Consider the following 23,408-nt stretch of genomic DNA (forward strand, 5'->3'; position numbering starts at 1 on the left):
AACCTAAAATACTGCAACCTGCAATACACCAAATAAAGATATATATCGATTTAGGAATTTTTAAAACTAGACTAAAAATTTTTAATTTAAACATCATATCATTCTGTTAAACACCATGCAAATTCGGCAACCATTAATGCTAGTCCAATTCCTCCTAATACCCTTCCACCAATTTTTTTAACAGCTGTTTTTACTAATTTCTTAACTAGTTTCTTGTCCATGGTTTGTGCTGTTAACGCACTAACTAATGCTACTCCAGCTGCAATTCCTGTCGCTTCAAGAAAACAATCGCGAACACCATTCTGTGCATAAGCACTCTCTCCAAAAACACTCAAAAAATCAATTGAAGCTTGACTTGTATTGTCTGAATATACAACATTCATAACAATAGGTATAAGAGTAGACTCATCCTCTCCATCTAACATTTCAATGATTTCCGTTTCAGTAAAACCTTTGTTGTAAAAATATTGCTTAGCAGCACTTGTAACTGGATTTAAAGCATCCAGTACTGGTTGTATAGGAATCTCAATCATAGCAATACAGTCATCATAATTAATTTCATCTTGATTTTCATTATCTTCAATTTCATCAAATTGCCCAATAATTAATTGATGTGTTGTTTTTGAAATAATTAAGTCACCTATATTTTCAATATTATTAATTATATCTTCGGTAGAATTGGTAGTAGTTTCATCGTATGCCATTAGACATACAGTATAAGTTTCACCTTCATATTCTTGTTGATCTCTCGCATTTAGATTGTTACTGCTAGTTATTTTGTTTTTAAAAACTGAAATGTTCGTCAGTTTACTCCTATTTTCATCTAATATATTTAAGAATTTATTATCTATTTCATTACTCGTCTCATTTTCTAATCTCTCACTTTGACAAGATTGAAAAACAAAAATTCCAATTACTAAAGCAACCTTAATAGCGAAAATAGCTACTGTACCTTTTATGATTTTTTTAAAAGTATTATTCATCTTATTATGTATTAATAGTTATCCCAATATTGGGTTTAATATTTAAGTAAGAAGCCATAATTAAGAAGCAATTATTAGAAGCTAAAACAAAAAAATAAAAAACAAGCGCTTGTTGTGTTGCAACAAGTTGTCGAAACCTAGAACAATAAAGGAGCTTCTTAAAAACCTAAAAAGTTATCACTTTCAACTTTATAAATATATAGAAAATTTTCTATATAATATGTTTTTTAGTAAAAATTTTATTTAATAATAGTTCATATAGGTTAATTTTGAAATCCTGTAATAAAAAAATAAATTGCTCAAGAGTTTAAATTATTTATTGAAATTTTCCCGATATTTAACCCATGTCAAATCTCATCTTCAAAGATTTATTAAGTCATCTACAGTTTCTTATCAAAAGAAATCCTGAATAAGCCTGCATATTTGTATCTTTATATCAAGTCAATAAAGTGAGAAGTCATTTTACTTCAAACTTTTAATTTCTAATATTTAATATCAAAAGAATATGCCTTTTTATCATAAATTAGGAAAAATTCCACCAAAACGACATACTCAATTCCGAAAAGAGGATGGTAGTTTGTATGCTGAACAATTATTTGGTACTATAGGTTTTGATGGCATGTCCACAAATAGTTACCATGAGCAAAGACCAACACAGGTCAAAGCAATTAAAAAACAATACAGTGTTGCTCCAAAAATCGCAAAAGCAAATCATATTCAATCCTATCGTTTACGAGGTTTTCAAGTCAAGCCAGAAAACGATTATCTAGACAGTAGAAAAGCGGTACTCACTAATAGTGATTGCACGATTATTTTAGCAGCACCAAAAGAATCCATGACGGATTATTTTTATAAAAATTCAGATGCAGACGAACTCATTTTTGTTCATAAAGGCTCTGGAAAACTTAGAACACATCTAGGGAATATAGATTTCAAATATGGAGATTATCTAGTTGTGCCTAGAGGAATTATCTATAAAATGGATTTTGATACCAAAGACAATAGACTTTTCATCGTAGAATCTCGCAGGCCAATTTACACACCAAAACGTTATAGAAATTGGTTTGGTCAACTTTTAGAACATTCTCCTTTTTGTGAGCGAGATATTCGTCAGCCACATGAATTAGAAACCAATAACGAATCTGGAGAGTTTTTAATGAAAGTTAAAAAACAAGGTGATATTTTCGAAATGGTTTATGCCTCACATCCTTTTGATGTAGTAGGTTATGATGGGTATAATTATCCGTACGCTTTATCTATTCATGATTTTGAACCCATTACAGGACGTATCCATCAACCACCTCCAGTACATCAAACTTTTGAGACAGATGCTTTTGTAGTGTGTAGTTTTGTACCACGTTTGTATGATTATCATCCAGATAGTATTCCTGCACCATACAATCATAGTAATATAGATAGTGATGAGGTATTGTATTATGTAGATGGCGATTTCATGAGTCGTAATGACATAGATGCAGGACACATAAGCTTACATCCAGCAGGTATACCTCATGGTCCACACCCAGGAGCAACAGAGCGTAGTATTGGTAAAGTAAAAACAGATGAACTCGCTGTAATGGTAGATACATTTAAACCGCTACAAATTACAGAAGAAGCCTTAAAAATAGCCGACGAAGATTACTATAAATCTTGGTTGGAGCATTAAAATATTATGAAAAACAATAAGTTGTCTGCAGATCCTTCTGCTCTAGTTTTAGGTATTATAGCCATAACAATCTCACTTGCAGGTTGCTGTTGTGGTATTTTTGCAATAGTACCAGTTATTCTTAGTATCATAGGTTTAGTTATTGCTAATAAGAGTTTACATGAGTATAATGCAAATCCTGAAGCGTATAGCCCAAGTAGTAGGAGTAATGTGTCTACAGCAAAGGTTTTAAATATAATTTCGTTAGTTATAAGTTCATTAATTACTTTGGGTTATATCGCTTATTTTATGATTTATGGTGTGTTTATTTCAGAGATATTTAAGCAAGCTTATGAAGAATCTCAAAACACTACCGAAGATTATAATTATGAATGGGAAAATGATTCTATTTATGACAACGAAGACGATTATTATCAAATTGAAGAAGATACCATTAGAGTAGATTCCATAAATATTGAAGAGTTCATCGAGAAAGAGCTCATAGAAACAGAAATAGACAGTTTAAACAATTAAAATAAATTTTTTTTCTTCGGAAATATGAAAACTCCAAGAAAACTCTAAAAATAAAATCATTATGGCAAAAGAAGTAAAAAGTGTCGATTACGGATTAGAAAAAATCTTTGAAGGTGCACAAGATTTTTTACCATTATTAGGTACAGACTATGTAGAATTCTATGTAGGTAATGCAAAACAATCTGCGCATTTTTATAAAACAGCATTTGGGTTTCAATCTTATGCTTATAAAGGGTTAGAAACTGGTTCAAAAGACTCAGTAAGTTATGTGCTTAAACAAGATAAAATTAGATTGGTATTGACAACACCTTTAAATAGTAAATCACCAATTAACGATCACATCGTAAAACATGGTGATGGTGTAAAAGTGGTTGCGCTTTGGGTGGATGATGCTAGAAAATCATATGAGGAAACGACTAAAAGAGGTGCGAAATCTTATATGGAACCAGTGGTTGAAAAAGATGAACATGGCGAAGTTGTAAGAGCAGGAATCTATACCTATGGCGAAACCGTTCATATGTTTGTAGAAAGAAAAAATTATAATGGCACATTTATGCCAGGATTTGTAGAATGGAAAAGCGATTATAATCCAGAACCTGTAGGATTAAAATATATAGACCACATGGTTGGAAATGTTGGTTGGGGACAAATGAATACATGGGTAAAATGGTATGAAGATGTGATGGGATTTGTAAATTTCTTGTCTTTTGATGACAAACAAATCCATACAGAATACTCTGCACTAATGAGTAAAGTGATGAGTAATGGTAATGGACGTATCAAATTCCCAATAAACGAACCTGCAAAAGCGGCAAAAAGATCTCAAATTGAAGAGTACTTAGATTTTTATGAAGATTCTGGTGTGCAACATATTGCCGTTGCTACAGATGATATTATAAAAACAGTAGCACAATTAAAAGCTAGAGGTATTGAGTTTTTACCACCTCCTCCTCAAGCGTATTATGATGATATTCCAAAACGATTAGGTGTGCATATGGATATGATGAAAGAAGATATTGGAGAGCTTCAAAAATTATCTATAATGATTGATGCAGATGAAGAGGGTTACTTACTTCAAATTTTCACTAAACCAGTAGAAGATAGACCAACCTTATTTTTTGAAATTATTCAAAGAATGGGTGCTCAAGGATTTGGAGCTGGGAATTTTAAAGCATTGTTTGAATCTATTGAGCGTGAACAAGCAAAACGAGGAACGTTGTAATAAACTGTCCGGATTTTTATAATTTAGAAGCTCAATCTTATTTAGGATTGAGCTTTCATTTTATAGAATGTATGTTGTATGTAGCACATTTCCGAAGAAAAGAAAGTTTAATTTAAAATCTAACACAACTATAATACCTTTATTCATAAAGGTTTCAATAAAATTTATATTTTTGGAATAGTAATTGTAATTCTACCTACTAAACAATAAAATGAAATAGTAAAAGTTTCATTTATAATAATTACGATAATGAAAAATGTACTACTTATATTTATAATTTTGCTTTGTACGCAAGCTTCTTTTGCCCAGAAAGAGAGTGCGTTTAAAGATGGAGAATGGTTTAAATTTGAAATGAGCTATAGTGGGTTCTTAAAAGCAGGAAACGCAACACTATCTGTTGACGAAACCACTTTGAAAGGTAAGCCTGTGTATCATGTTACAGGAAAAGGCTGGACTACTGGTGCTATTAAATGGTTTTTTAAAGTGAAGGATAGATACGAAAGCTACTTTGATAAAGAAACAGGAGTGCCTTATAAATTTATTAGAAAAATTGATGAAGGTGGTCATACAAAAGATATTGAGATCGCTTTTGATCATGTTAAAAAAGAAGCTTTAGTAGAAAATAAAGAAAATAAAACCACAAAGATAATTGCAACAGAGCCTAACGTTCAGGATATGGTATCTGCGTTTTATTACCTTCGGAATAATTATGAAACTGATGATATTAAAGTTGGTGATATTGTAGAATTAGACATGTTTTTTGATGAAGAGAATTTTGGTTTTAAATTAAAATATTTAGGTCGAGAAACTATAGAAACAGAATTTGGTAAAATAAAAACCTTAAGATTTAGACCATATGTAATGGCTGGACGTGTCTTTAAGGAGCAAGAAAGTTTGACACTTTGGGTGAGTGCAGATGAAAATAAAATTCCACTAAAAATACAAGCAGATTTATCTGTAGGTTCTTTAAGAGCTGAGTTGGTAGAATTTAAAGGTCTAAAACACTATTTCCCGATACAATTTGATTAAATAAATGGATGATTTACGCAAGTTTGACGATATCGTTGAGCAAATTCAAGAGAAATACACGAAAATAGATCAAGATACAGATGATCACCTATATGGCTTGCTTTACAGCAAGCCTATTACATATTGGGACTATATACAAACCGATGCGTTATTAAATCTTCAAATACAACGTACAACGCTTCCAGATGAGATGGTGTTTATAGCATACCATCAAATCAATGAACTCATTTTTAAAATGATTTTATGGGAAATCCAACAGGTTGCAGAAAAAGAAGAGATCGATGTTGCTTTTTTTGAAGATAAGATTATGCGAGTAAGTCGTTATTTTGATATGCTCACAACTTCTTTTAATATTATGAGAGAAGGTATGTCTATTGAGCAGTATATGAAATTTAGATATACATTAACACCTGCTAGCGGATTTCAAAGTGCACAATATAGAATGATAGAGTTCGCATCTACAGAGCTCATCAACCTTATAGATTATAGATTTAGAAAAACTATAGATCGAGACACGCCTTTTGAACATGCTTTTGAACATTTATATTGGCAAGCAGCAGGAAAAGACTATAAAACTGGTAAGAAGTCTACACTCTTAACCAATTTTGAAAAACGCTATAAAGGTGATTTTATTCGTTTCATGCAAACGTATAACACAAAGAATTTGTGGTCTAGATTTAAAGAACTTCCTGAGAAAGATCAAAAAGATGAAGACTTAGTTAAAGCAATGCGTCATTTTGATCACACAGTGAATATCAAATGGGTAATAGCACATTACAATGCCGCACGCCACTATATAGAAAGTGGTACAGGTGATGGCGAAGCAACAGGAGGTAGCGACTGGAAAAAATATATGCATCCTAAATATCAAAAGCGCATATTTTTTCCTGAACTTTGGAGTGAGGAAGAAATAGAAAATTGGGGAAACGACTTATAAAATAATAACTATACAATTAATGCAACCAAAACAATTATTAATAGCACTTTTATTATGCATCAGTGTTTTTTCATGCAAAGAAGAGGAAAAACCAGAAGTAGAACCATTACAAGCCATTGTAGAACCAGAACCAATTAAAGAATTTGGTTTTGTTCTTGAAAATTACATCGTAAAACGAGATACCATAAAAAGTGGAGATAGTTTTGGTGAAATATTAGAACGTAACAATATTGGGTATCCTAGAATTTTTAACATTGCAGAGAAAGTTAAAGATAGTTTTAATATTAGAAATCTTAAAGCTGGTAAACCATACACGTTATTATGCTCTAAAGATTCATTGCAAACTCCAGAGTGTTTTATATATCAGCCAAATAGTATAGACTATGTTGTTATCAAGTTCGCAGATTCAATCATCACTTATAATGATAAGAAACCTATAAGTCTCGTTCAAAAGGAAGCATCAGGAATAGTGATGAATAACTTGTCTGAAACAATGGAACAACAAGGTTTGCCGTATGAGTTAATCAATGACATGAGTGATATCTATGCTTGGACCATAGATTTCTTTAGACTTCAAAAAGGCGATCGCTTTAAAATTGTTTACAAACAACGATATATCCAAGATTCTATTCCTGCAGGAATTGAAAGCATAGATGCAGCCTATTTTAAACATAAAGACGAATCGTTTTATGCGTTTAATTTTGAGGTGGATAGCACAAAAAATATTTCCGATTATTTTGACGAAAACACGAAGAGTTTAAGACGAACGTTCTTAAAAGCTCCAGTACAATTTAGTAGAATTTCATCTCGTTATAATTTAAATCGTCGTATTAAATACTATGGTTATAGATTAAGACCACATAAAGGTACCGATTTTGCAGCGCCAATTGGAACAGAAATTTTAGCAACAGCAAATGGTACAGTTACAGAATCTACAAGACGAGGAGGAAATGGGAAATACGTAAAAATTAAACACAACGGAACATACAGTACACAGTATTTACACATGAAAGCTCAAAACGTGAAAAAAGGCGATTTTGTAAAACAAGGTGATGTGATTGGTTGGGTTGGTATGACAGGAAATACAGGAGGACCTCATGTATGCTATCGTTTCTGGAAAAACGGAAAACAAGTAGATCCTTTTCAAGAAAAATTACCTGCAGCAGAATCTATTCCTGACTCTCTTAAAGCAAATTATACAGAGTTTATCAAACCGTTAAAAATTCAGTTAGATAATATTCAATTTCAAGACAATAAAATAGAAATTCCTTCGGAAGAAGTAACAATTACTAGTAAAATACAATAATGGCATTAAAAGCAATCAACCCAACAAAAACTGCAGCTTGGAGTAAATTACAAGCGCATTTTGAAACTATAGAACACACACATCTTAATGATTTATTTGCTCTACAAACTAATCGAGCAAATGATATGACTATTAAATGGGAAGATTTTTATGTAGATTATTCAAAACATAGAGTATCTAAAGAAACACTTGACTTACTATTAGAATTAGCAAATGAAGTAGAACTTAAAGATGCAATGAGTAAATATTTTGGTGGAGATGTTATCAATCAAACCGAAGGTCGCGAAGTCTTACACACAGCATTAAGAAACCCTGAGAATGCTGAGGTTCTAGTTGATGGAGAGAATGTGATGCCAGAGATTTTTGAAGTCAAGCATAAAATCAAAGACTTCTCTAATAAAGTAATTGGAGGAGAATTAAAAACATATAAAAATCAATCATTTACAGATGTTGTAAACATTGGGATTGGTGGATCAGATTTAGGACCAGCTATGGTTGTAGATTCTTTAGCATTTTATAAAAACCATTTAAAGACACATTTTGTAAGTAATGTGGATGGTGATCATGTGAATGAAGTCATTAAAAATTTAAATCCAGAAACAACACTTTTTGTAATTGTTTCAAAAACGTTTACAACACAAGAAACTTTATCTAATGCCAATACCTTAAGAGAGTGGTTTTTAAAACACGCACCACAAGATGCAGTTTCAAAACATTTTGTTGCTGTTTCTACTAATATAGAAAAGGTGAAAGCCTTTGGGATTGATGAAGATAATATTTTTCCAATGTGGAATTGGGTTGGTGGACGATTTTCACTATGGAGTGCTGTTGGATTGACCATTAGTTTAGCAGTTGGTTTCGATAATTTTGATAAACTGCTTTTAGGAGCACATAAAATGGATGTGCATTTTAAAACCGAAGAATTTGATAAAAACATACCAGTAATTACTGCGCTATTAAGTGTGTGGTATAATAATTTTTTCAATGCCGAAAGTGAAGCTGTTATTCCATATTCACAATATTTAAATCAATTTGCGACCTACCTTCAACAAGGTATTATGGAAAGTAATGGGAAAAGTGTCGATAGAAATGGAGATAAAATAAACTACCAAACAGGAACCATAATTTGGGGAGAACCAGGTACAAACTCTCAACATGCATTTTTTCAATTGATCCATCAAGGTACTAAATTAATTCCTGCGGAATTTATAGGTTTTGCAAAATCACTTCATGGTAATCAAGACCATCAAGATAAACTCATGTCAAACTTTTTTGCGCAAACCGAAGCGTTAATGAGTGGTAAATCTCAAAAAACCGTTATTGATGAGTTGAAAGCGCAAGGAGCTTCCGAAGAAAAAATTAAAGAGCTAACACCATTTAAAGTGTTTGATGGTAATAAGCCTACGACTACTTTCCTAATCGAAAAGTTAACTCCAGAAAGTTTAGGTAAATTAATTGCGATGTATGAACACAAAATTTTTGTTCAAGGTGTTGTCTGGAATATTTTTAGCTACGACCAATTTGGTGTTGAATTAGGAAAACAACTTGCAAACACAATTTTGAATGAGCTTCAAGATGTTAATGTTATTAACAATCATGATCAATCTACTCAAAACCTCATTAAATACTACCAAGATCAGGTGTAATTGTTGTTGAATACTTGGCTTATTGCCAGTGTTCTGATTTCAAAATTTAAGAAAATTTTAAGTATTTTTAAGTGTTAATAATTCTTAACACTATGGTAATATAGTATCGTTTAAACAGACGTATTTTTGCCAAAAATTAAAACTCTTAATTAAATCTTAAACAATGAAAAAACTTTCAAAATGTTTATTGGTACTTGTAGTCTTTTTGTGCACTACACTCGCCTTTTCTCAAAGCACAATCTCTGGTAAGCTCATAGGAGCTGATATGAATGAGCCTTTGCCAGGAGCAAATATTGTTGAAAAAGGAACGTCAAATGGTACTTCTACTGATTTTGATGGAAACTTTACGCTCAAAACAAATGCATCTTCTGGAGAAGTAGTTATTACTTTTGTGGGTTATAATTCTATAACGATTTCTTTTACTGGAGATCAAGATTTAGGAACTATAACATTAACATCTAGTGAAGTAGGTTTGCAAGAAGTACAAATTATTGCTTCTGTAGCAGTTGATAGAAAAACACCTGTTGCTGTATCTACTGTAAGAGCTGCAGACATTGAGTTAAAATTAGGAACTCAAGAGTTTCCTGAAGTTTTAAAATCAACTCCTGGTGTTTATGCAACTAAATCTGGTGGTGGATTTGGAGACGGTAGAGTTAATCTTAGAGGTTTTCAATCTGAAAACGTCGCAGTTATGATTAACGGTATTCCTGTAAACGATATGGAAAATGGTGCAGTATACTGGTCTAACTGGGCAGGTTTAGGTGATGTTACAAGTTCAATGCAAGTACAAAGAGGTTTAGGAGCATCTAAAGTTGCTGTGCCTTCTGTTGGTGGAACAATTAATATTGTGACAAAAACTACAGATGTTGAAGAAGGTGGTAATGTTTATACGACTTTAGCAAATGATGGTTATCAAAAATTTGGTTTTACATATTCAACAGGCTTATTAGATAATAATTTTGCTGCAACTATATCTGCTGCAAAAACAGATGGTGATGGTTATGTTGATGGTACAGAGTTTAACGCTGTGTCTTATTTTATTAATTTATCTAAAGAAATTAATGATAATCACAAGTTATCTTTTTCTGCTTTTGGTGCTAAACAACGTCACGGACAAAGACAAAATAGACAACTTATTGAGACTTTTAACGAAAGTGAAAGAGGTAAAAAGTTTAATGCAGATTGGGGTTACAAAAATGGACAAGTAACTCATGTTGAAGATAATTTTTATAACAAACCTCAAATATCTTTAAACCATTACTGGACATTAAATGATAAAACTACTGTGTCAACTGCAGCTTATGCTTCTTTTGGTACTGGTGGTGGTGGTGGAACTGCTGGTTCTTTAAGCAATAAATTCAATCTTTCTAATTCAGATTATAGAATTGGTAATTTAGGTACAGTTGACTTTGATAAAATTGTTGACGAAAACATTGCGAATGGAGCAAACGGCTCTACAGCTGCTTTAAGAGCTTCTAGAAATGATCATATTTGGTATGGTATTTTATCGACTTTAAAAACAGACTTATCTGATGAATTAGTGTTATTAGCTGGTTTAGATTTTAGAGATTATACAGGAATCCATTTTCAAGAAGTTACAGATTTATTAGGTGGACAGTATCTAGCAGATGACAGTAATGTTAATAACCCTAATGCAGCTTTACAAGTAGGAGATAAGAGAAGTTACTTTAACGATGGTAAAGTTGGATGGTTAGGTGCTTTTGGTCAATTAGAATATTCTAAAGATAAATTAGCAACATTTTTGTCTTTATCAGCTTCTAATACAGGTTATAAAAGAATAGATTACTTTAATTACTTAGATAGTGATCCTTTACAAGAAACTGATCGTTATAATTTCTTTGGATTTGGAGTAAAAGGTGGTGCTAACTATAATCTTGATATTAATCATAACGTATTTGTTAACTTAGGTTATTTTGAAAAAGCACCAGATTTTGATGCTGTTTTCACTCAGTTTGATAACGAACATATTATTGAAGATGCTGAAAATGAAAAAGTATTAAGTTTCGAAGTAGGTTACGGTTTTAGAGGTGAGAAATTAACTGCTAACGTAAACTTATATAGAACAACTTGGAAAGATAGAACAGAAACAGTTGGTTTTCAACAACCAGATGGGACGTTTGCTTCTGCAAATGTTTTAGGAGTTAATGCAATTCACCAAGGTATTGAAATAGACTTAGTTTATAAGGCTACGGAAAAATTAAAACTTACAGGTATGGCATCTTTAGGAGACTGGAGATGGGAAAACAATATCGAAAATGTGCAAATTTTAGATGAAGATCAAAACGTTATTAGAACAGTTAATTTATTTATTGAAGATTTACATGTAGGTGATGCTGCTCAAACAACTTTTGCTTTAGGTGCAAATTATCAATTAGCTCCAGATACTAGATTTACTATAGATTACAACTACTTTGATAATTTATATGCTGATTACGATCCAAGTAGAAGAGGTAATGCTGGTGCTCCAGATGCATGGAAAGTTCCTGCATATGGTGTATTTGATACTGCAGTGTCTCACGGTTTTAAATTTGGTAACTTTGATGCCATATTAACTGCTAGAATGAATAACATTTTTGATACTGAATATATATCTGATGCAAATGATGGAGGTGAAGTAGGTACACCAGGTGATGTTGGTTATATTCCACCATCAACATCAAAAACGGCTTTAGTATACTACGGTTACGGTAGAACATTTAGTGTTGGAGCAAAACTTAAATTTTAAAAAATTAAGAAAATGAAAAAAATAGTTTATTTAATTGCAATTATTTTAGGAACAACCATTGTTGGTTGTAATCCTTTAGAAGACATCAATAATGAAATTGATGCGCAAGACAATCCAGTAGTTGGAGTTGATGAATTTAAAATGTCAACAGAAGATTATACTGCAATTGTAGAACAAGGAGATGATGAAGATCCAGATTATTACGAAACATTTGAAGCTTTTAGCGATGTAGATGATGCAAAACTAATGTTGCCTGATTATTTGAGTGATAAATATCCTTATTGGGGAGAAGGTTCTTCAGTAACTGTGAATTATAACTTATATGATGGTAATCCAGAAGATGTAAGTGCTTATGTAAATGCAGATGATTATGAATTAGTTGCAAGTGATTATCCAACTGCTGCAAGTAATGCGTTTTTTCCAAATGAAGATCCTACAGATTTTTTAGAGGACATATTAGCAACTCAAATAGCTACTCCTTCTGAAGGTCAAATAGTTTTAGTAGAATATGATCAATATACAGAAGAGCCTGTTGTTGGTTTTGCTCCATTAATAGAATATGATTTTGCTGGAAGTTTTGAAGGTTGGTCTATTGTTGAAGAATCAGGTGATGATGATGCTTGGACTTCTGCTGATGATTACATCCAAGGTAATGGTTTCTTTGGTGGACAAGTTGCTAATGTAGAATGGTTGGTATCTCCAACTATTGATTTGTCTGGAGAAACAGATCTTAGATTTCAAATAACTCACGCTATAAAATATGCTGGAGATGCATCATTACTTAAAATATTAGTATCTACAGATTACACTGGAGATACAGGTGCTGCATCATGGGATGAAATCAACTTAGCAACTACAGCAGGTGTTGATACATTAGATCCATCTGAGGATTATGATTTTTCAGCTTATAATGGAGAAACTATCAACATAGCTTTTAAATATGAATCTACAGATGATGACGCTGGACGATGGAGAATAGCTACTACTGCGATTAAAACAGTAGGTATTACAGGACCTTCAACTACAAAAACAAATTACTATCAATATAATGGGTCGTCTTGGAACTTAGTTGATGGTGCGTACTATTTAACATCTGCAGATTATGATTCTATGGGAACAGGTTCTGGTCAACCAGGTCAGTACAATAACTTTAGTGGTTCTACATCAGCATCAAATTATTTACCACAGTTTTTAAGTATTAAATATCCATTTGCTCAAGAAGAAGATGAAATCTTTATTACGTACAAATATTATGGTGGTTCAGCTGTTGGTACAGTTATAAAAGGAAATCTATATACATTTACTAATGGTAGCTGGTCACCAAATGTTTCATCATTGCAATTTGGTTATGAAAACGGTGTTTGGGTTCCAGATAATACAATTAGATATACTTTAACAAATCCTGATTATGAATATATTGGTAACACTTTAGCTTCAGATCCAGAATATGCCGATATAGTTGCTACACTTATCGATTATCATGATTATGATTATAACTGGACATCTGCTCAAGTTACATATTCATTAACTGTGTTTTTAGATTATTTAGATCCTAGCGCAGCCGAAGGACAAAAATATCAAGTAACATATTTACTTTATGATAATGGATTACAAGTTTTAACTGAAGGCTTCATAAAAGAAGGTGGAGAATGGATTGCTAATTAATACTAGTAATTTTAACTTATAAAAAATGCCTATCGAAAAACGATAGGCATTTTTTTATTTTTGAATACTGAATACTGAATACTGAATACTGCTTATTCCTTCCACTCTACAGTCTCCATGATATGCTTTATATCGTTTTTAAGATATGCTGCAGCTGGTAATATAGAATCGTAATTAGGTTTTGCGTAGAAATATAAAGAACCCGTTAAAAAGTGGTTTATACTATCGGTAACATAAAATTGTGATTGTGATGCTGCATTACCTCCAACAGCATAGAACATTCCAAAAACATTGTGCTCAGCATTTTCAAAAAGAACACTTTCAATCTCATCAGCTTTCATGGTATGCTTTTGAGTTAGCGATTGTGCATCTCTTAGCAATGAATCTAAATTAGTCTCATTAACTTTTTTGTAAGTCAAATAAATGGTGCCTTTCATTTTTGGGTAATTAATATTAACACCAGATAGGTTGTTTACACCATCTAATTTTATACTTGAGATCTTTTCTGCATGTTCATTCTTTTCAAACGTAAAAGGGAGTCTTACATCTACTTTAGAATATTTAGGAGCTTCATAATCTAACCGTAACATCGCTTTTGGTTTTGGTAACGGATCATTTCCGCAGGAAAAACATACAACTGCGAGCAACGGAATAACTAATTTTTTAATTGTCATAATGAATGGACAGCTTTAGTTTAAAATGGTAAACTTAATTTGTTTGATGCGCTTTTTATCTATAGCCTCTACAGTAAAAACGTAATTTTTGAAATTTATTTTACTTTGACGTCTTGGGAAAATCCCAGAAATCTCTAAAACAAAGCCTGCAATGGTTTCTGCTTCACCTTTATGATCTTCAAAATCTGATTCGTCATCAAGCTTTACAATTTTATAAAAATCTTTTAAGGTTGTTTTGCCTTCAAATGAATAGTTGTTATTATCAATTTTTGTGTAAATAACATCATCGTCATCAAACTCATCACTAATGTCACCAACAATTTCTTCAATAACATCTTCTAAGGAAACAACTCCAGAGGTTCCACCATATTCATCTACTACAATAGCAAGGTGAACTTTTTTCTCTTGGAATTCTACCATTAAATCATCGAGCTTCTTATTTTCTGGCACAAAGAAAGGGTCACGCAATAAGGTTGTCCAATCAAATGTTTCTCTATCAATATATGGTAGTAAATCTTTAACGTATAAAATCCCAGTAACTGAGTCTATACTGTCTTTATAAACAGGTATTCTTGAGTAACCGTTGCTAATGACTTGAGCAATAATATCTGAATATTTTACATCTTCACTCAGTGCAAAAATATCCATTCTTGGTCGCATCACTTGTTTAGTATCTGTATTACCAAAAGAGACGATACCTTTTAAAATTTTATGTTCTTCCATTGTGGTGTCACTTCCACTGAGTTCTAACGCCTGTGACAATTGATCAACGCTAAGATTTGATTTTTGTTTTCCTAATTTATTATGAATTCCTAAAGTTATTTGTCGCATTGGTAAACTAATAGGAGAAAAAATAACATCGAGTACCTTAAGCGGAATTGCCATAAACACAGCAAACTTAACTCGATTTCTACTCGCATAAATTTTAGGTACAATTTCACCAAATAGTAAAATTAAAAACGTAATCACGACAACTTCTAAAAGAAATCGAAGCCAAGATAACTCTACGCTTACAAAAAGCGTTTCGCCTAAATAAGCAAAGAGTATAACAATCCCAATATTTATAAAGTTATTAGCCACAAGAATCGTAGCCAACAATTTTTTTGGTCGTTCTAAAAGTTTTGAAATGATATTGAATTTTTTAGAATTCTCCTCAAGACCTAAATCAATATCAGACTTGCTTAATGAGAAAAATGCAACTTCTACACCACTTACAAGGGCAGAACAGAACAATAAAACAAAAAGCAAAATAAGCCCAGAAACGAAAGATACGTTTGTGTAGAGCATGGTAATTATTAAACTCGTGGGTTCAGGATCCAAGATAAATAGTTTAGTTTTATTTAATTAAAACGGAAGATCATCAGCATCTTCAGTTTTTGTTTCGGTTACAGGATTATTAGCTGGTTTTTGTACAGCTTGTTGAGGATTTGGAGTTGGTGCATTTCCGCCTTGACTCTCATTTTTAGTAGTTAAAAACGTAAAATCGGTACACTGTATCTCTGTAGAGTAGCGATCCATACCTTTGTCATCCTGCCATTTTCTAGTTTTTAGACGACCTTCAATATACACCTTATCACCTTTAGATAAATACTTTTCGCAAATCTCTGCAGCTTTATTTCTCACCACAATATTGTGCCATTCGGTATTTGTAACACGCTCGTTGGTTTGTTTATTTGTATACGTTTCATTGGTGGCTAATGGAAAACGACCAACACAGTTGCCACCATCAAAATAATGCATCTTAACTTCATCTCCCAAATGCCCAATAAGCATCACTTTATTTAATGTTCCTGACATAATTTGTTTTATTTAAAGCTACAAAATTAAGCATTTTGTAATCACTGTATTAAAAGTATGAAAAATTTATGGTTTTTCTAAAAAGGGAAATCAAACGTATCAATAAAATTACTAATTAAAATAGGTGTTGGGTAGTTTTTTACTTCGGAAATTGGCATACTTTCTTTGTCGAGCGTTTTAACTTCAATAATCCAAAATTTAGTAAATAGGTGTTGATGTGATAATTTGTGAACAATAGGTTCTGGATTAAAAATACTAAATGAGAACTCTGTGGTTTTAAAATAATCTTTAACCAATGGATGCTTTTCAAATACTTTAGATTCAATTTCTATATCACTTTCAATTAATGGAAATTGATACAAGTTTTGCCAAATTCCTTTTGATGAACGTTTTTCAAAAATAGTTTTTTTGTCTTCGGAAATGAGCACCAAAAAATTAAAATGTTTTTTGGTGACTTTAGTCTTTTTAAGTTTCACAGGTAAAACGTCAACTGTTCCTTTTTGTAAAGCAACACAGCTATCTTGTAAAGGACAAACATTACAATCTGGATTTTTAGGTTTGCATTGTGTGGCACCAAATTCCATAACCGCTTGATTATAGTCTCCAGGATTTTTGGTGTCTAGTAATGTTGTCGCTAACGATTTAAATTCTTTTATTCCTTGAGTACTATTAATAGGAGTGGAGATTCCGAAAAATCTTGAGAGCACACGATAGACATTTCCATCAACTACAGCATGAGGTTCATTAAAGCAAATTGAAGAAATAGCACTTGCAGTGTAATCGCCAACACCTTTGAGTTTTAATATTTCAAGATAAGTTATAGGAAATTCTCCATTTAAGTCGTTGACAATATATTTAGCAGAAGCATGTAAATTACGAGCTCTAGAGTAATACCCTAAACCTTGCCATAGCTTTAAAACGTCTTGTTCATGAGCATGTGCTAGATCAAAAACTGTAGGGTAATTGGTAACAAAAGCGTCATAATAAGGTAAACCTTGCTTAATTTGAGTTTGTTGCATAATTATTTCCGACAACCAAATATGATAAGGATTTTTAGTTGTTCTCCAAGGTAGGTCTCGCTTATTAACTGAATACCAATGTGTTAAAATTGTAGTAAAATTCATTTAGAACTATAAATAATTGCAAAAGTAAATCTTTAGTAGGTTAAATTTTAATTAATTACGCTTGAAATATTGAAATTAAATTACATATATTTGCATCCCTTATAATTAATAGATAACCCTAAAATTAATAACAATGACAAAAGCTGATATAGTAGCTAAAATTTCTGATAAATTAGGAATTGAAAAAGGAGATGTTCAAGCAACAGTTGAAACATTTATGGAAGAAGTGAAGTCTTCTTTAGAAGGTGGTGATAATGTATACTTGAGAGGATTTGGAAGTTTCATCGTAAAAACGAGAGCTGAAAAAACTGGACGTAACATTTCAAAAAACACAACGATTAAAATACCTGCACACAATATTCCTGCATTTAAACCTGCAAAAGTATTTGTTGAAGGTGTTAAGACTAACGTTGAAGTAAACTAAAACACAGGTATCGAAAAGGTTTCGGTATTAAACGAATATTAATTTAAAAAATACTTATTTATGCCAAGTGGTAAAAAAAGGAAAAGACACAAGGTAGCGACGCATAAGCGTAAAAAACGTAGACGCGCTAATCGTCACAAGAAAAAATAATTTGAAAAAGTAGTTTTATAACTACTTTTTCACGTTTAGCTCATCTTGATTTTTTTTGTTTTTTAGGAAACTTAAAAAATTAAGAAGAGTTTATTAACAACGTTCTTTGATATAAAATTCATGAGATTATTACGTTCTACCAATGTAATACATGAGTTTACTGGATTAAATATCCTGTGTCAAAATAAATATCCATCTGTTTTGAAATGAATCAAAATAGATTAAAATTAACATAATGGAAAAAGAATTGATTATTAGATCGAGTTCTGATATTGTTGATTTTGCCTTATTAAAAGATGGAAAACTTATCGAGTTACACAAAGATGAAGATGATAACAATTTTGCTGTTGGTGATATATTTATCGCCAAAACACGCAAATCTGTTCCTGGTCTAAATGCTGCATTTGTAAATGTAGGTTATGAGAAAGATGCTTTTTTGCATTATCATGATTTAGGACCAAAATTACCTTCACTTTTAAAATTCGTTAAACGTGTAAGCGCAGGTAGACATACCGATTTTTTACTGAAAAATTTTCAGTTTGAGAAAGATATAGACAAAAACGGAAGCATAGCTAACGTTTTAAAATCTAATCAATCTCTATTAGTACAAATTGTAAAAGAACCAATTTCAACCAAAGGACCTCGTATTAGTAGCGAGTTGTCAATTGCAGGTCGTTATATTGTTCTTGTACCATTTTCTGATCGTATTTCAATCTCTCAAAAGATTGATTCTAAAGAAGAAAAAGAACGTTTAAAACGTTTGGTCAAGAGTATTACACCTAAAGGTTTTGGTGTTATAATTCGTACAGTCGCAGAAGGCAAAAAAGTTGCCGAACTCGACAAAGATTTACAGAATTTGCTGAATAGATGGACAGCAATGTGTAAAAAATTAAATAAAGCACATCATCCTAGTAAGGTGCTGAGTGAAATGAATAAAGCCTCTTCAATTTTAAGAGATATTTTTGATGATTCATTCTCAGGCATTACAGTAGATGACGAAGTACTTTATGGACAAATTAAAGATTACGTGCAAGAAATTGCACCTGCTAAAGAGTCAATAGTTAAGATGTACAAAAATGGCGTACCACTTTATGAAAAGTTTGGAATAGAACGTCAGATAAAAACATCTTTTGGTCGCACAGTTTCTATGGCACGAGGCGCTTATTTGGTAATAGAACATACCGAAGCGATGCATGTTATTGATGTTAATAGTGGTAACAGATCTAACAAAGAAAATAATCAAGAGGATACAGCTTTAGAAGTCAATATGATTTCTGCTTCAGAAATTGCTCGTCAATTACGTTTACGTGATATGGGAGGAATTATCGTAGTAGATTTTATTGATATGAATAAAGCCGAGAATCGAAAAAAATTGTACAATCATCTTCGTGACGAAATGAATGATGATAAGGCAAAGCATAAAATTTTGCCTCCTAGTAAGTTTGGTTTAATACAAATTACTAGACAACGTGTTCGCCCAGAACGCAACATTAAAACAAAAGAAGACAATCCAAATGGTATTGCAGGTGAAGAAATTGAAGCACCAATTAAAGTGATTCAACGCATTACTCAAGACCTAGAGAGACTCATCAAAAAAGACTATAAAAAGATAACGCTTAATGCGCATCCCTTTATAGCAGCCTTTATAACCAAAGGGTTTCCATCAGTACGTTCTAAGTGGTTTATGGAACATAAAAAATGGGTAAAAGTTTTACCTAGAGATGCTTACACATATCTTGAATACCATTTTATTGATAAAGATGGTAAGGAAATCAAATAATATCACATATCAAATAGCAAGTGAAATGAGTCTTAAATAATTTGAATTATAGTGTGCTTAGATGAAATAGAAAATAAAAGAATAGCTTTAGCTATGGTTTTATTTTATCTTGAAATTTAAGTGCAATAGAAACTAATTATTAGATTTAGTTCACTTGTTAATTGATATAAACCCCTTAGCTCTTTGAGTTAAGGGGTTTTTGTTTTTAAATCGGTTTTAGTTTTTCCTGCGGAAATAGTAAAACTACAAAACTTAACAATGAATTTAATTCTCCTTCTTTTTAAAGATAAATAGTTCTTTATTAGAAGAATTTTTAAATTTAGCACATTTCTGAAGATAAAAAATTAAGGTCCTGGATTAGGAATTTCTGCATGCACCTCATTAATAGCTTTCAAGATTTCATCACTCAACGTGATATTCACACTATCAATATTTTCTTCCAATTGAGCAATAGAAGTAGCTCCAATAATATTACTCGTCATAAATGGTCTGTCTGTTACAAAAGCTAAAGACATTTGTGCTAAAGACATATTATGATCTTCAGCAATTTTCATATAACGTTTTGTAGCTTCTGTACAATTCTCGCTACTATATCTCGCAAACCTTGGAAATAATTTTAAACGCGCATTATCTCCAGCTGTACCTTTGATGTATTTGCCAGATAAAACACCAAAAGCCATAGGAGAATAAGCTAATAATCCAATCTCCTCCCGAATAGAAACTTCTGCCATATCTCCTTCAAAAACTCTATTTATTAAAGAATAGGCATTTTGTATGGTTACCATTCTTGGTAAATCATTAATTTTTGATTCTTCTAAATAGCGCATGGTTCCCCAAGCTTTTTCATTTGAAATACCAACTTGACGTATTTTTCCAGATTTAATGATGTCATCTAAATTATGCAAAATTTCATTAAAATTATCTTCCCATTTATCATTAGGATTATGAGTGTAATCACGAACTCCAAACGTGTTTGTCTCACGTTCTGGCCAATGCAATTGGTATAAATCTATATAATCTGTTTTTAGACGCTTTAAACTGTTGTTAACAGCTTCGTGAAGCGCTTCTTTGCTAAATCCGTTAGTTCTAATATGTGCTGTATAATCACCAGTTCCTGCAATTTTGCTTGCTAAAACGACTTTATCTCGATTACCAGTTGTATTGAACCAGTTACCTATAATGCGTTCTGTTTCTGCGTAGGTTTCTGCATTTGCTGGTACAGGATATAATTCGGCTACATCAAAAAAGTTGACACCTTTATCAAGTGCTAAATCCATTTGTGCAAAGCCTTCGTCTTGAGTGTTTTGATTTCCCCAAGTCATAGTGCCTAAGCATATTTTGCTAACTTTTATATCTGTTTTTGGTAGTGTTGTGTATTTCATCTCTAGTTCCCATGAAAACGGGAATCTCTTTTTAGTTAAACTTTAATGTATGTAAATATAAAAAGACCTTTCAGGTTTTTAAAGTCTGAAAGGTCTAAATGTGTGTTAAGGTTTTAAAAGTTTTTTAATCTTGTTTCATAAAGATGTATTAAAGATTCTTCACTACGCTCTGAATGACAAATCTACTTTTTAATTACAAAATCTGTTATGTCATTCAGAAGGAGGTAATGACTGATGAATCTCATGTTTGATTTAATTTATAGCTTTATATCTCATTCAACAACTTAGAAATCTCATCTAATTTAGGTGTTAAAATTACTTCAATACGTCTGTTTTGAGCTTTACCTTCAGCAGAATCATTACTAGATATTGGTGCAAATTCTCCGCGTCCTGCAGCTGTTAAGTTTTCAGGCTGTATAGAAGGGTTTTCTCTTAAAATATTGACAATAGCAGTGGCACGTTTAGCAGATAAATCCCAATTTCCGCTCAGTTGATCGTTTCCTTTATATGGCACATCATCTGTATGACCTTCAATTAAAATGGCTATTTCAGGATTTTCAGCTAATACTTCTCCTAATTGTTTTACAGCTTGTTTCCCTTGAGTTCCAACTGCCCAACTACCAGATTGAAAAAGCAATTTGTTTTCCATAGAAACATACACTTTTCCGTTACGTTGCTCAACTGTTAATCCTTTACCTTCAAAATTGGTTAAAGCCTTAGAAATTGCATCTTTTAATTTTGTCATGGCTGCATCTTTACTTGCTATTACGTTTTCTAACTCTGCAACACGTTGCGATCTCGATTCTAATTCTTTTTTAAGTTTTTCAAGTCTTGCGTTTTCTGCAGCAAGTGCTTGTTCTTTTGCTTCTAGTTGTGCTAATAATTCTCTATTTTTTTTAGAATTAGCTGCTATAGAGGCACTACTGTTTTTTTCTAACGCATTATAAGAAGCTTCAAGATTTTCTTTTTCTCTTACCAATGCTTTGTATTCTCCTTCCCAACGATTACGATCTGCTATAGCATTATCATAGTCATCTTGTGAAGCGTTAAAATCATTCTTAGCTTTATTTAAAGCGGTTTCTAAATCACGATTACTGTCTGCTAATTTTCTATTTTCTTTTTTAAGATTTGCATACTTGCTTTCTAAATCTGTGTATATTTTTTTAGAAACACATGAGGTTGTTAGTACTAAGGTAAGTGCTATTAATGACAATTTTTTAAGCATGTTTTTTGATTTAAGTTATTTAATTTGGGTTTGTTTATTGTTTTTCTATCTCTGTTCATTTTTGTCTTGATACACTATTAATTAAAAATTGTCCACTGGACGATTTTTGTTTAATACTAAACCAAAAATTCAAATCAATCTGAGGAAATTCCTGCGGAACATTCGTTTTTAAAACTTCGTGCTTAAAGCTTCGCTTTGCAACTCCATTCTTTCGCTCATTATTTCTGCATTTCAGGATTCAATTCTCCGAATTGATTTAAGAAATGAACTTCTACTATGTTTTATGCTTTCTAATTTTACTTTTTATTTTTGCTAACTGCTAACAATTAATCTATCTCAATTAAAATAGGACAATGGTCACTATGAACTGCTTCGCTAAGTATAACGCTTCGTTTAATATTATCTTGTATAGGCTCGCTTACCATTGCGTAATCTAGTCGCCAACCTTTGTTATTTGCACGAGAATTAGCTCTGTAACTCCACCAAGAATATTCCTGTTTTTCTGGATGCAAATGTCTAAAAGAATCAATAAAACCGCTATCAATAAATTCTCCAAGCCATTCACGTTCTTCTGGTAAAAACCCAGAAACACCTTTCATTTTTGGGTTGTGAATATCTATTTCTTCATGACAAATATTGTAATCTCCAAGCACAACTAGATTTGGTTGTTCAGCTCGTAATTCATTTAAATATTGATGAATCATATTCATGTACTCAAATTTATGAGCCAATCTCGCATCATTAGTTCCAGATGGTAAATACATACTCATCACCGAAACACCATCAAAATCTGCTCTAATATTGCGACCTTCAAAATCCATAGACTCTATTCCTGTGCCATATTCTATATGTTTAGGTTCTATTTTACTTAAAATAGCAACACCACTGTAGCCTTTTTTTTGAGCACTAAACCAGTAGTTGTATTTATAACCAGCACTTTCTATCGCCTCAATATCAACTTGCTCTTTCATGGCTTTGATTTCTTGAAGACAAATCACATCAGGATTTGCGCTTGTAAGCCAATCAATAAAGCCTTTTTTCATTGCTGCTCTAATTCCGTTGACGTTGTAGGAGATGATTTTCATACTAAGGTTTTAAGATTTCAGCTAAAATAAATAATACTGTACTTTTACACGACT

Annotated in this window: 19 protein-coding genes; 11 read left to right on the forward strand and 8 right to left on the reverse strand. The window is 32.0% G+C overall.

The features are described 5' to 3' along the window. Window positions 1-98: 98 nt before the first annotated feature. Entirely contained in the window at window positions 99-983 is an 885-nt protein-coding gene (locus tag WNY78_RS00820; RefSeq protein ID WP_342871278.1) for a hypothetical protein, read from the reverse strand. 505 nt (window positions 984-1,488) lie between these two features. Here WNY78_RS00820 and WNY78_RS00825 point away from each other — a divergent pair. From WNY78_RS00825 to WNY78_RS00865, 9 genes are all read left to right on the forward strand, one after another. Beyond that, the gene (locus tag WNY78_RS00825; protein ID WP_342871279.1) at window positions 1,489-2,649 is read left to right on the forward strand and encodes a homogentisate 1,2-dioxygenase; all 1,161 of its coding nucleotides are present in this window, start codon (window positions 1,489-1,491) and stop codon (window positions 2,647-2,649) included. Between the two features lie 6 nt (window positions 2,650-2,655). Beyond that, the gene (locus WNY78_RS00830) at window positions 2,656-3,162 is read left to right on the forward strand and encodes a CCC motif membrane protein (RefSeq protein WP_342871280.1); all 507 of its coding nucleotides are present in this window, start codon (window positions 2,656-2,658) and stop codon (window positions 3,160-3,162) included. Between the two features lie 61 nt (window positions 3,163-3,223). Next, the gene (hppD, locus tag WNY78_RS00835) at window positions 3,224-4,384 is read left to right on the forward strand and encodes a 4-hydroxyphenylpyruvate dioxygenase (protein WP_342871281.1); all 1,161 of its coding nucleotides are present in this window, start codon (window positions 3,224-3,226) and stop codon (window positions 4,382-4,384) included. Window positions 4,385-4,633: 249 nt separating this feature from the next. Beyond that, the gene (locus WNY78_RS00840; RefSeq protein ID WP_342871282.1) at window positions 4,634-5,413 is read left to right on the forward strand and encodes a DUF3108 domain-containing protein; all 780 of its coding nucleotides are present in this window, start codon (window positions 4,634-4,636) and stop codon (window positions 5,411-5,413) included. Window positions 5,414-5,417: 4 nt separating this feature from the next. Further along, window positions 5,418-6,350: a tryptophan 2,3-dioxygenase family protein gene (locus WNY78_RS00845; protein ID WP_342871283.1), complete on the forward strand. Its 933-nt coding sequence runs from the start codon at window positions 5,418-5,420 to the stop codon at window positions 6,348-6,350. Between the two features lie 19 nt (window positions 6,351-6,369). Further along, the gene (locus WNY78_RS00850; protein ID WP_342871284.1) at window positions 6,370-7,656 is read left to right on the forward strand and encodes a peptidoglycan DD-metalloendopeptidase family protein; all 1,287 of its coding nucleotides are present in this window, start codon (window positions 6,370-6,372) and stop codon (window positions 7,654-7,656) included. Then, on the forward strand, window positions 7,656-9,302 hold the full coding sequence (gene pgi, locus WNY78_RS00855; RefSeq protein ID WP_342871285.1) for a glucose-6-phosphate isomerase: 1,647 nt from the start codon (window positions 7,656-7,658) through the stop codon (window positions 9,300-9,302). Before WNY78_RS00850 ends, pgi begins: the two co-directional genes overlap by 1 nt. A gap of 163 nt (window positions 9,303-9,465) precedes the next feature. After that, window positions 9,466-12,048, forward strand: coding sequence for a TonB-dependent receptor (locus WNY78_RS00860; protein ID WP_342871286.1), 2,583 nt, complete (start codon window positions 9,466-9,468; stop codon window positions 12,046-12,048). A 12-nt stretch (window positions 12,049-12,060) separates the two neighbouring features. Further along, a complete protein-coding gene (locus WNY78_RS00865) occupies window positions 12,061-13,713 on the forward strand; it encodes a choice-of-anchor J domain-containing protein (RefSeq protein WP_342871287.1) in 1,653 nt (550 codons plus the stop codon). 92 nt (window positions 13,714-13,805) lie between these two features. On the opposite strand, the gene gldD is transcribed toward WNY78_RS00865, so the two are convergent. The 4 genes from gldD to mutY all read right to left on the reverse strand — a co-directional run bounded on the left by gldD (window position 13,806) and on the right by mutY (window position 17,308). After that, window positions 13,806-14,387, reverse strand: coding sequence for a gliding motility lipoprotein GldD (gldD, locus tag WNY78_RS00870; protein WP_342871288.1), 582 nt, complete (start codon window positions 14,385-14,387; stop codon window positions 13,806-13,808). Between the two features lie 15 nt (window positions 14,388-14,402). Beyond that, entirely contained in the window at window positions 14,403-15,707 is a 1,305-nt protein-coding gene (locus tag WNY78_RS00875) for a gliding motility-associated protein GldE (RefSeq protein ID WP_342871289.1), read from the reverse strand. A gap of 24 nt (window positions 15,708-15,731) precedes the next feature. Continuing rightward, on the reverse strand, window positions 15,732-16,184 hold the full coding sequence (gene ssb, locus WNY78_RS00880) for a single-stranded DNA-binding protein (protein ID WP_342871290.1): 453 nt from the start codon (window positions 16,182-16,184) through the stop codon (window positions 15,732-15,734). Between the two features lie 77 nt (window positions 16,185-16,261). After that, window positions 16,262-17,308, reverse strand: a complete 1,047-nt coding sequence (gene mutY, locus WNY78_RS00885) for an A/G-specific adenine glycosylase (protein WP_342871291.1) — start codon at window positions 17,306-17,308, stop codon at window positions 16,262-16,264. A 133-nt stretch (window positions 17,309-17,441) separates the two neighbouring features. Between mutY and WNY78_RS00890 the strand changes: the two genes are divergently transcribed. Then, the gene (locus tag WNY78_RS00890; protein WP_028870804.1) at window positions 17,442-17,732 is read left to right on the forward strand and encodes an HU family DNA-binding protein; all 291 of its coding nucleotides are present in this window, start codon (window positions 17,442-17,444) and stop codon (window positions 17,730-17,732) included. Between the two features lie 385 nt (window positions 17,733-18,117). Then, window positions 18,118-19,662: a ribonuclease E/G gene (locus tag WNY78_RS00895; RefSeq protein WP_342871292.1), complete on the forward strand. Its 1,545-nt coding sequence runs from the start codon at window positions 18,118-18,120 to the stop codon at window positions 19,660-19,662. A 344-nt stretch (window positions 19,663-20,006) separates the two neighbouring features. Here WNY78_RS00895 and WNY78_RS00900 read toward each other — a convergent pair whose 3' ends face one another. The 3 genes from WNY78_RS00900 to WNY78_RS00910 all read right to left on the reverse strand — a co-directional run bounded on the left by WNY78_RS00900 (window position 20,007) and on the right by WNY78_RS00910 (window position 23,354). Then, window positions 20,007-21,044 carry an aldo/keto reductase gene (locus WNY78_RS00900; RefSeq protein ID WP_342871293.1) on the reverse strand — a complete coding sequence of 346 codons (1,038 nt, stop codon included), beginning with the start codon at window positions 21,042-21,044 and terminating at the stop codon, window positions 20,007-20,009. A 265-nt stretch (window positions 21,045-21,309) separates the two neighbouring features. Next, window positions 21,310-22,269, reverse strand: a complete 960-nt coding sequence (locus WNY78_RS00905; RefSeq protein WP_342871294.1) for an OmpA family protein — start codon at window positions 22,267-22,269, stop codon at window positions 21,310-21,312. 326 nt (window positions 22,270-22,595) lie between these two features. Beyond that, window positions 22,596-23,354, reverse strand: a complete 759-nt coding sequence (locus tag WNY78_RS00910) for an exodeoxyribonuclease III (RefSeq protein WP_342871295.1) — start codon at window positions 23,352-23,354, stop codon at window positions 22,596-22,598. Window positions 23,355-23,408 lie beyond the last annotated feature (54 nt).

The organism is Psychroserpens sp. AS72 (genome assembly GCF_038900375.1).
GTDB lineage: Bacteria > Bacteroidota > Bacteroidia > Flavobacteriales > Flavobacteriaceae > Psychroserpens.

Excerpts from the sequence above, each read along its gene's own strand:
- WNY78_RS00820 (WP_342871278.1), bottom strand. The coding sequence starts at position 983 with ATGAATAATACTTTTAAAAAAATCATAAAAGGTACAGTAGCTATTTTC.
- WNY78_RS00825 (WP_342871279.1), top strand. The coding sequence starts at position 1,489 with ATGCCTTTTTATCATAAATTAGGAAAAATTCCACCAAAACGACATACT.
- WNY78_RS00830 (WP_342871280.1), top strand. The coding sequence starts at position 2,656 with ATGAAAAACAATAAGTTGTCTGCAGATCCTTCTGCTCTAGTTTTAGGT.
- hppD (WP_342871281.1), top strand. The coding sequence starts at position 3,224 with ATGGCAAAAGAAGTAAAAAGTGTCGATTACGGATTAGAAAAAATCTTT.
- WNY78_RS00840 (WP_342871282.1), top strand. The coding sequence starts at position 4,634 with ATGAAAAATGTACTACTTATATTTATAATTTTGCTTTGTACGCAAGCT.
- WNY78_RS00845 (WP_342871283.1), top strand. The coding sequence starts at position 5,418 with ATGGATGATTTACGCAAGTTTGACGATATCGTTGAGCAAATTCAAGAG.
- WNY78_RS00850 (WP_342871284.1), top strand. The coding sequence starts at position 6,370 with ATGCAACCAAAACAATTATTAATAGCACTTTTATTATGCATCAGTGTT.
- pgi (WP_342871285.1), top strand. The coding sequence starts at position 7,656 with ATGGCATTAAAAGCAATCAACCCAACAAAAACTGCAGCTTGGAGTAAA.
- WNY78_RS00860 (WP_342871286.1), top strand. The coding sequence starts at position 9,466 with ATGAAAAAACTTTCAAAATGTTTATTGGTACTTGTAGTCTTTTTGTGC.
- WNY78_RS00865 (WP_342871287.1), top strand. The coding sequence starts at position 12,061 with ATGAAAAAAATAGTTTATTTAATTGCAATTATTTTAGGAACAACCATT.
- gldD (WP_342871288.1), bottom strand. The coding sequence starts at position 14,387 with ATGACAATTAAAAAATTAGTTATTCCGTTGCTCGCAGTTGTATGTTTT.
- ssb (WP_342871290.1), bottom strand. The coding sequence starts at position 16,184 with ATGTCAGGAACATTAAATAAAGTGATGCTTATTGGGCATTTGGGAGAT.
- mutY (WP_342871291.1), bottom strand. The coding sequence starts at position 17,308 with ATGAATTTTACTACAATTTTAACACATTGGTATTCAGTTAATAAGCGA.
- WNY78_RS00890 (WP_028870804.1), top strand. The coding sequence starts at position 17,442 with ATGACAAAAGCTGATATAGTAGCTAAAATTTCTGATAAATTAGGAATT.
- WNY78_RS00895 (WP_342871292.1), top strand. The coding sequence starts at position 18,118 with ATGGAAAAAGAATTGATTATTAGATCGAGTTCTGATATTGTTGATTTT.
- WNY78_RS00900 (WP_342871293.1), bottom strand. The coding sequence starts at position 21,044 with ATGAAATACACAACACTACCAAAAACAGATATAAAAGTTAGCAAAATA.
- WNY78_RS00905 (WP_342871294.1), bottom strand. The coding sequence starts at position 22,269 with ATGCTTAAAAAATTGTCATTAATAGCACTTACCTTAGTACTAACAACC.
- WNY78_RS00910 (WP_342871295.1), bottom strand. The coding sequence starts at position 23,354 with ATGAAAATCATCTCCTACAACGTCAACGGAATTAGAGCAGCAATGAAA.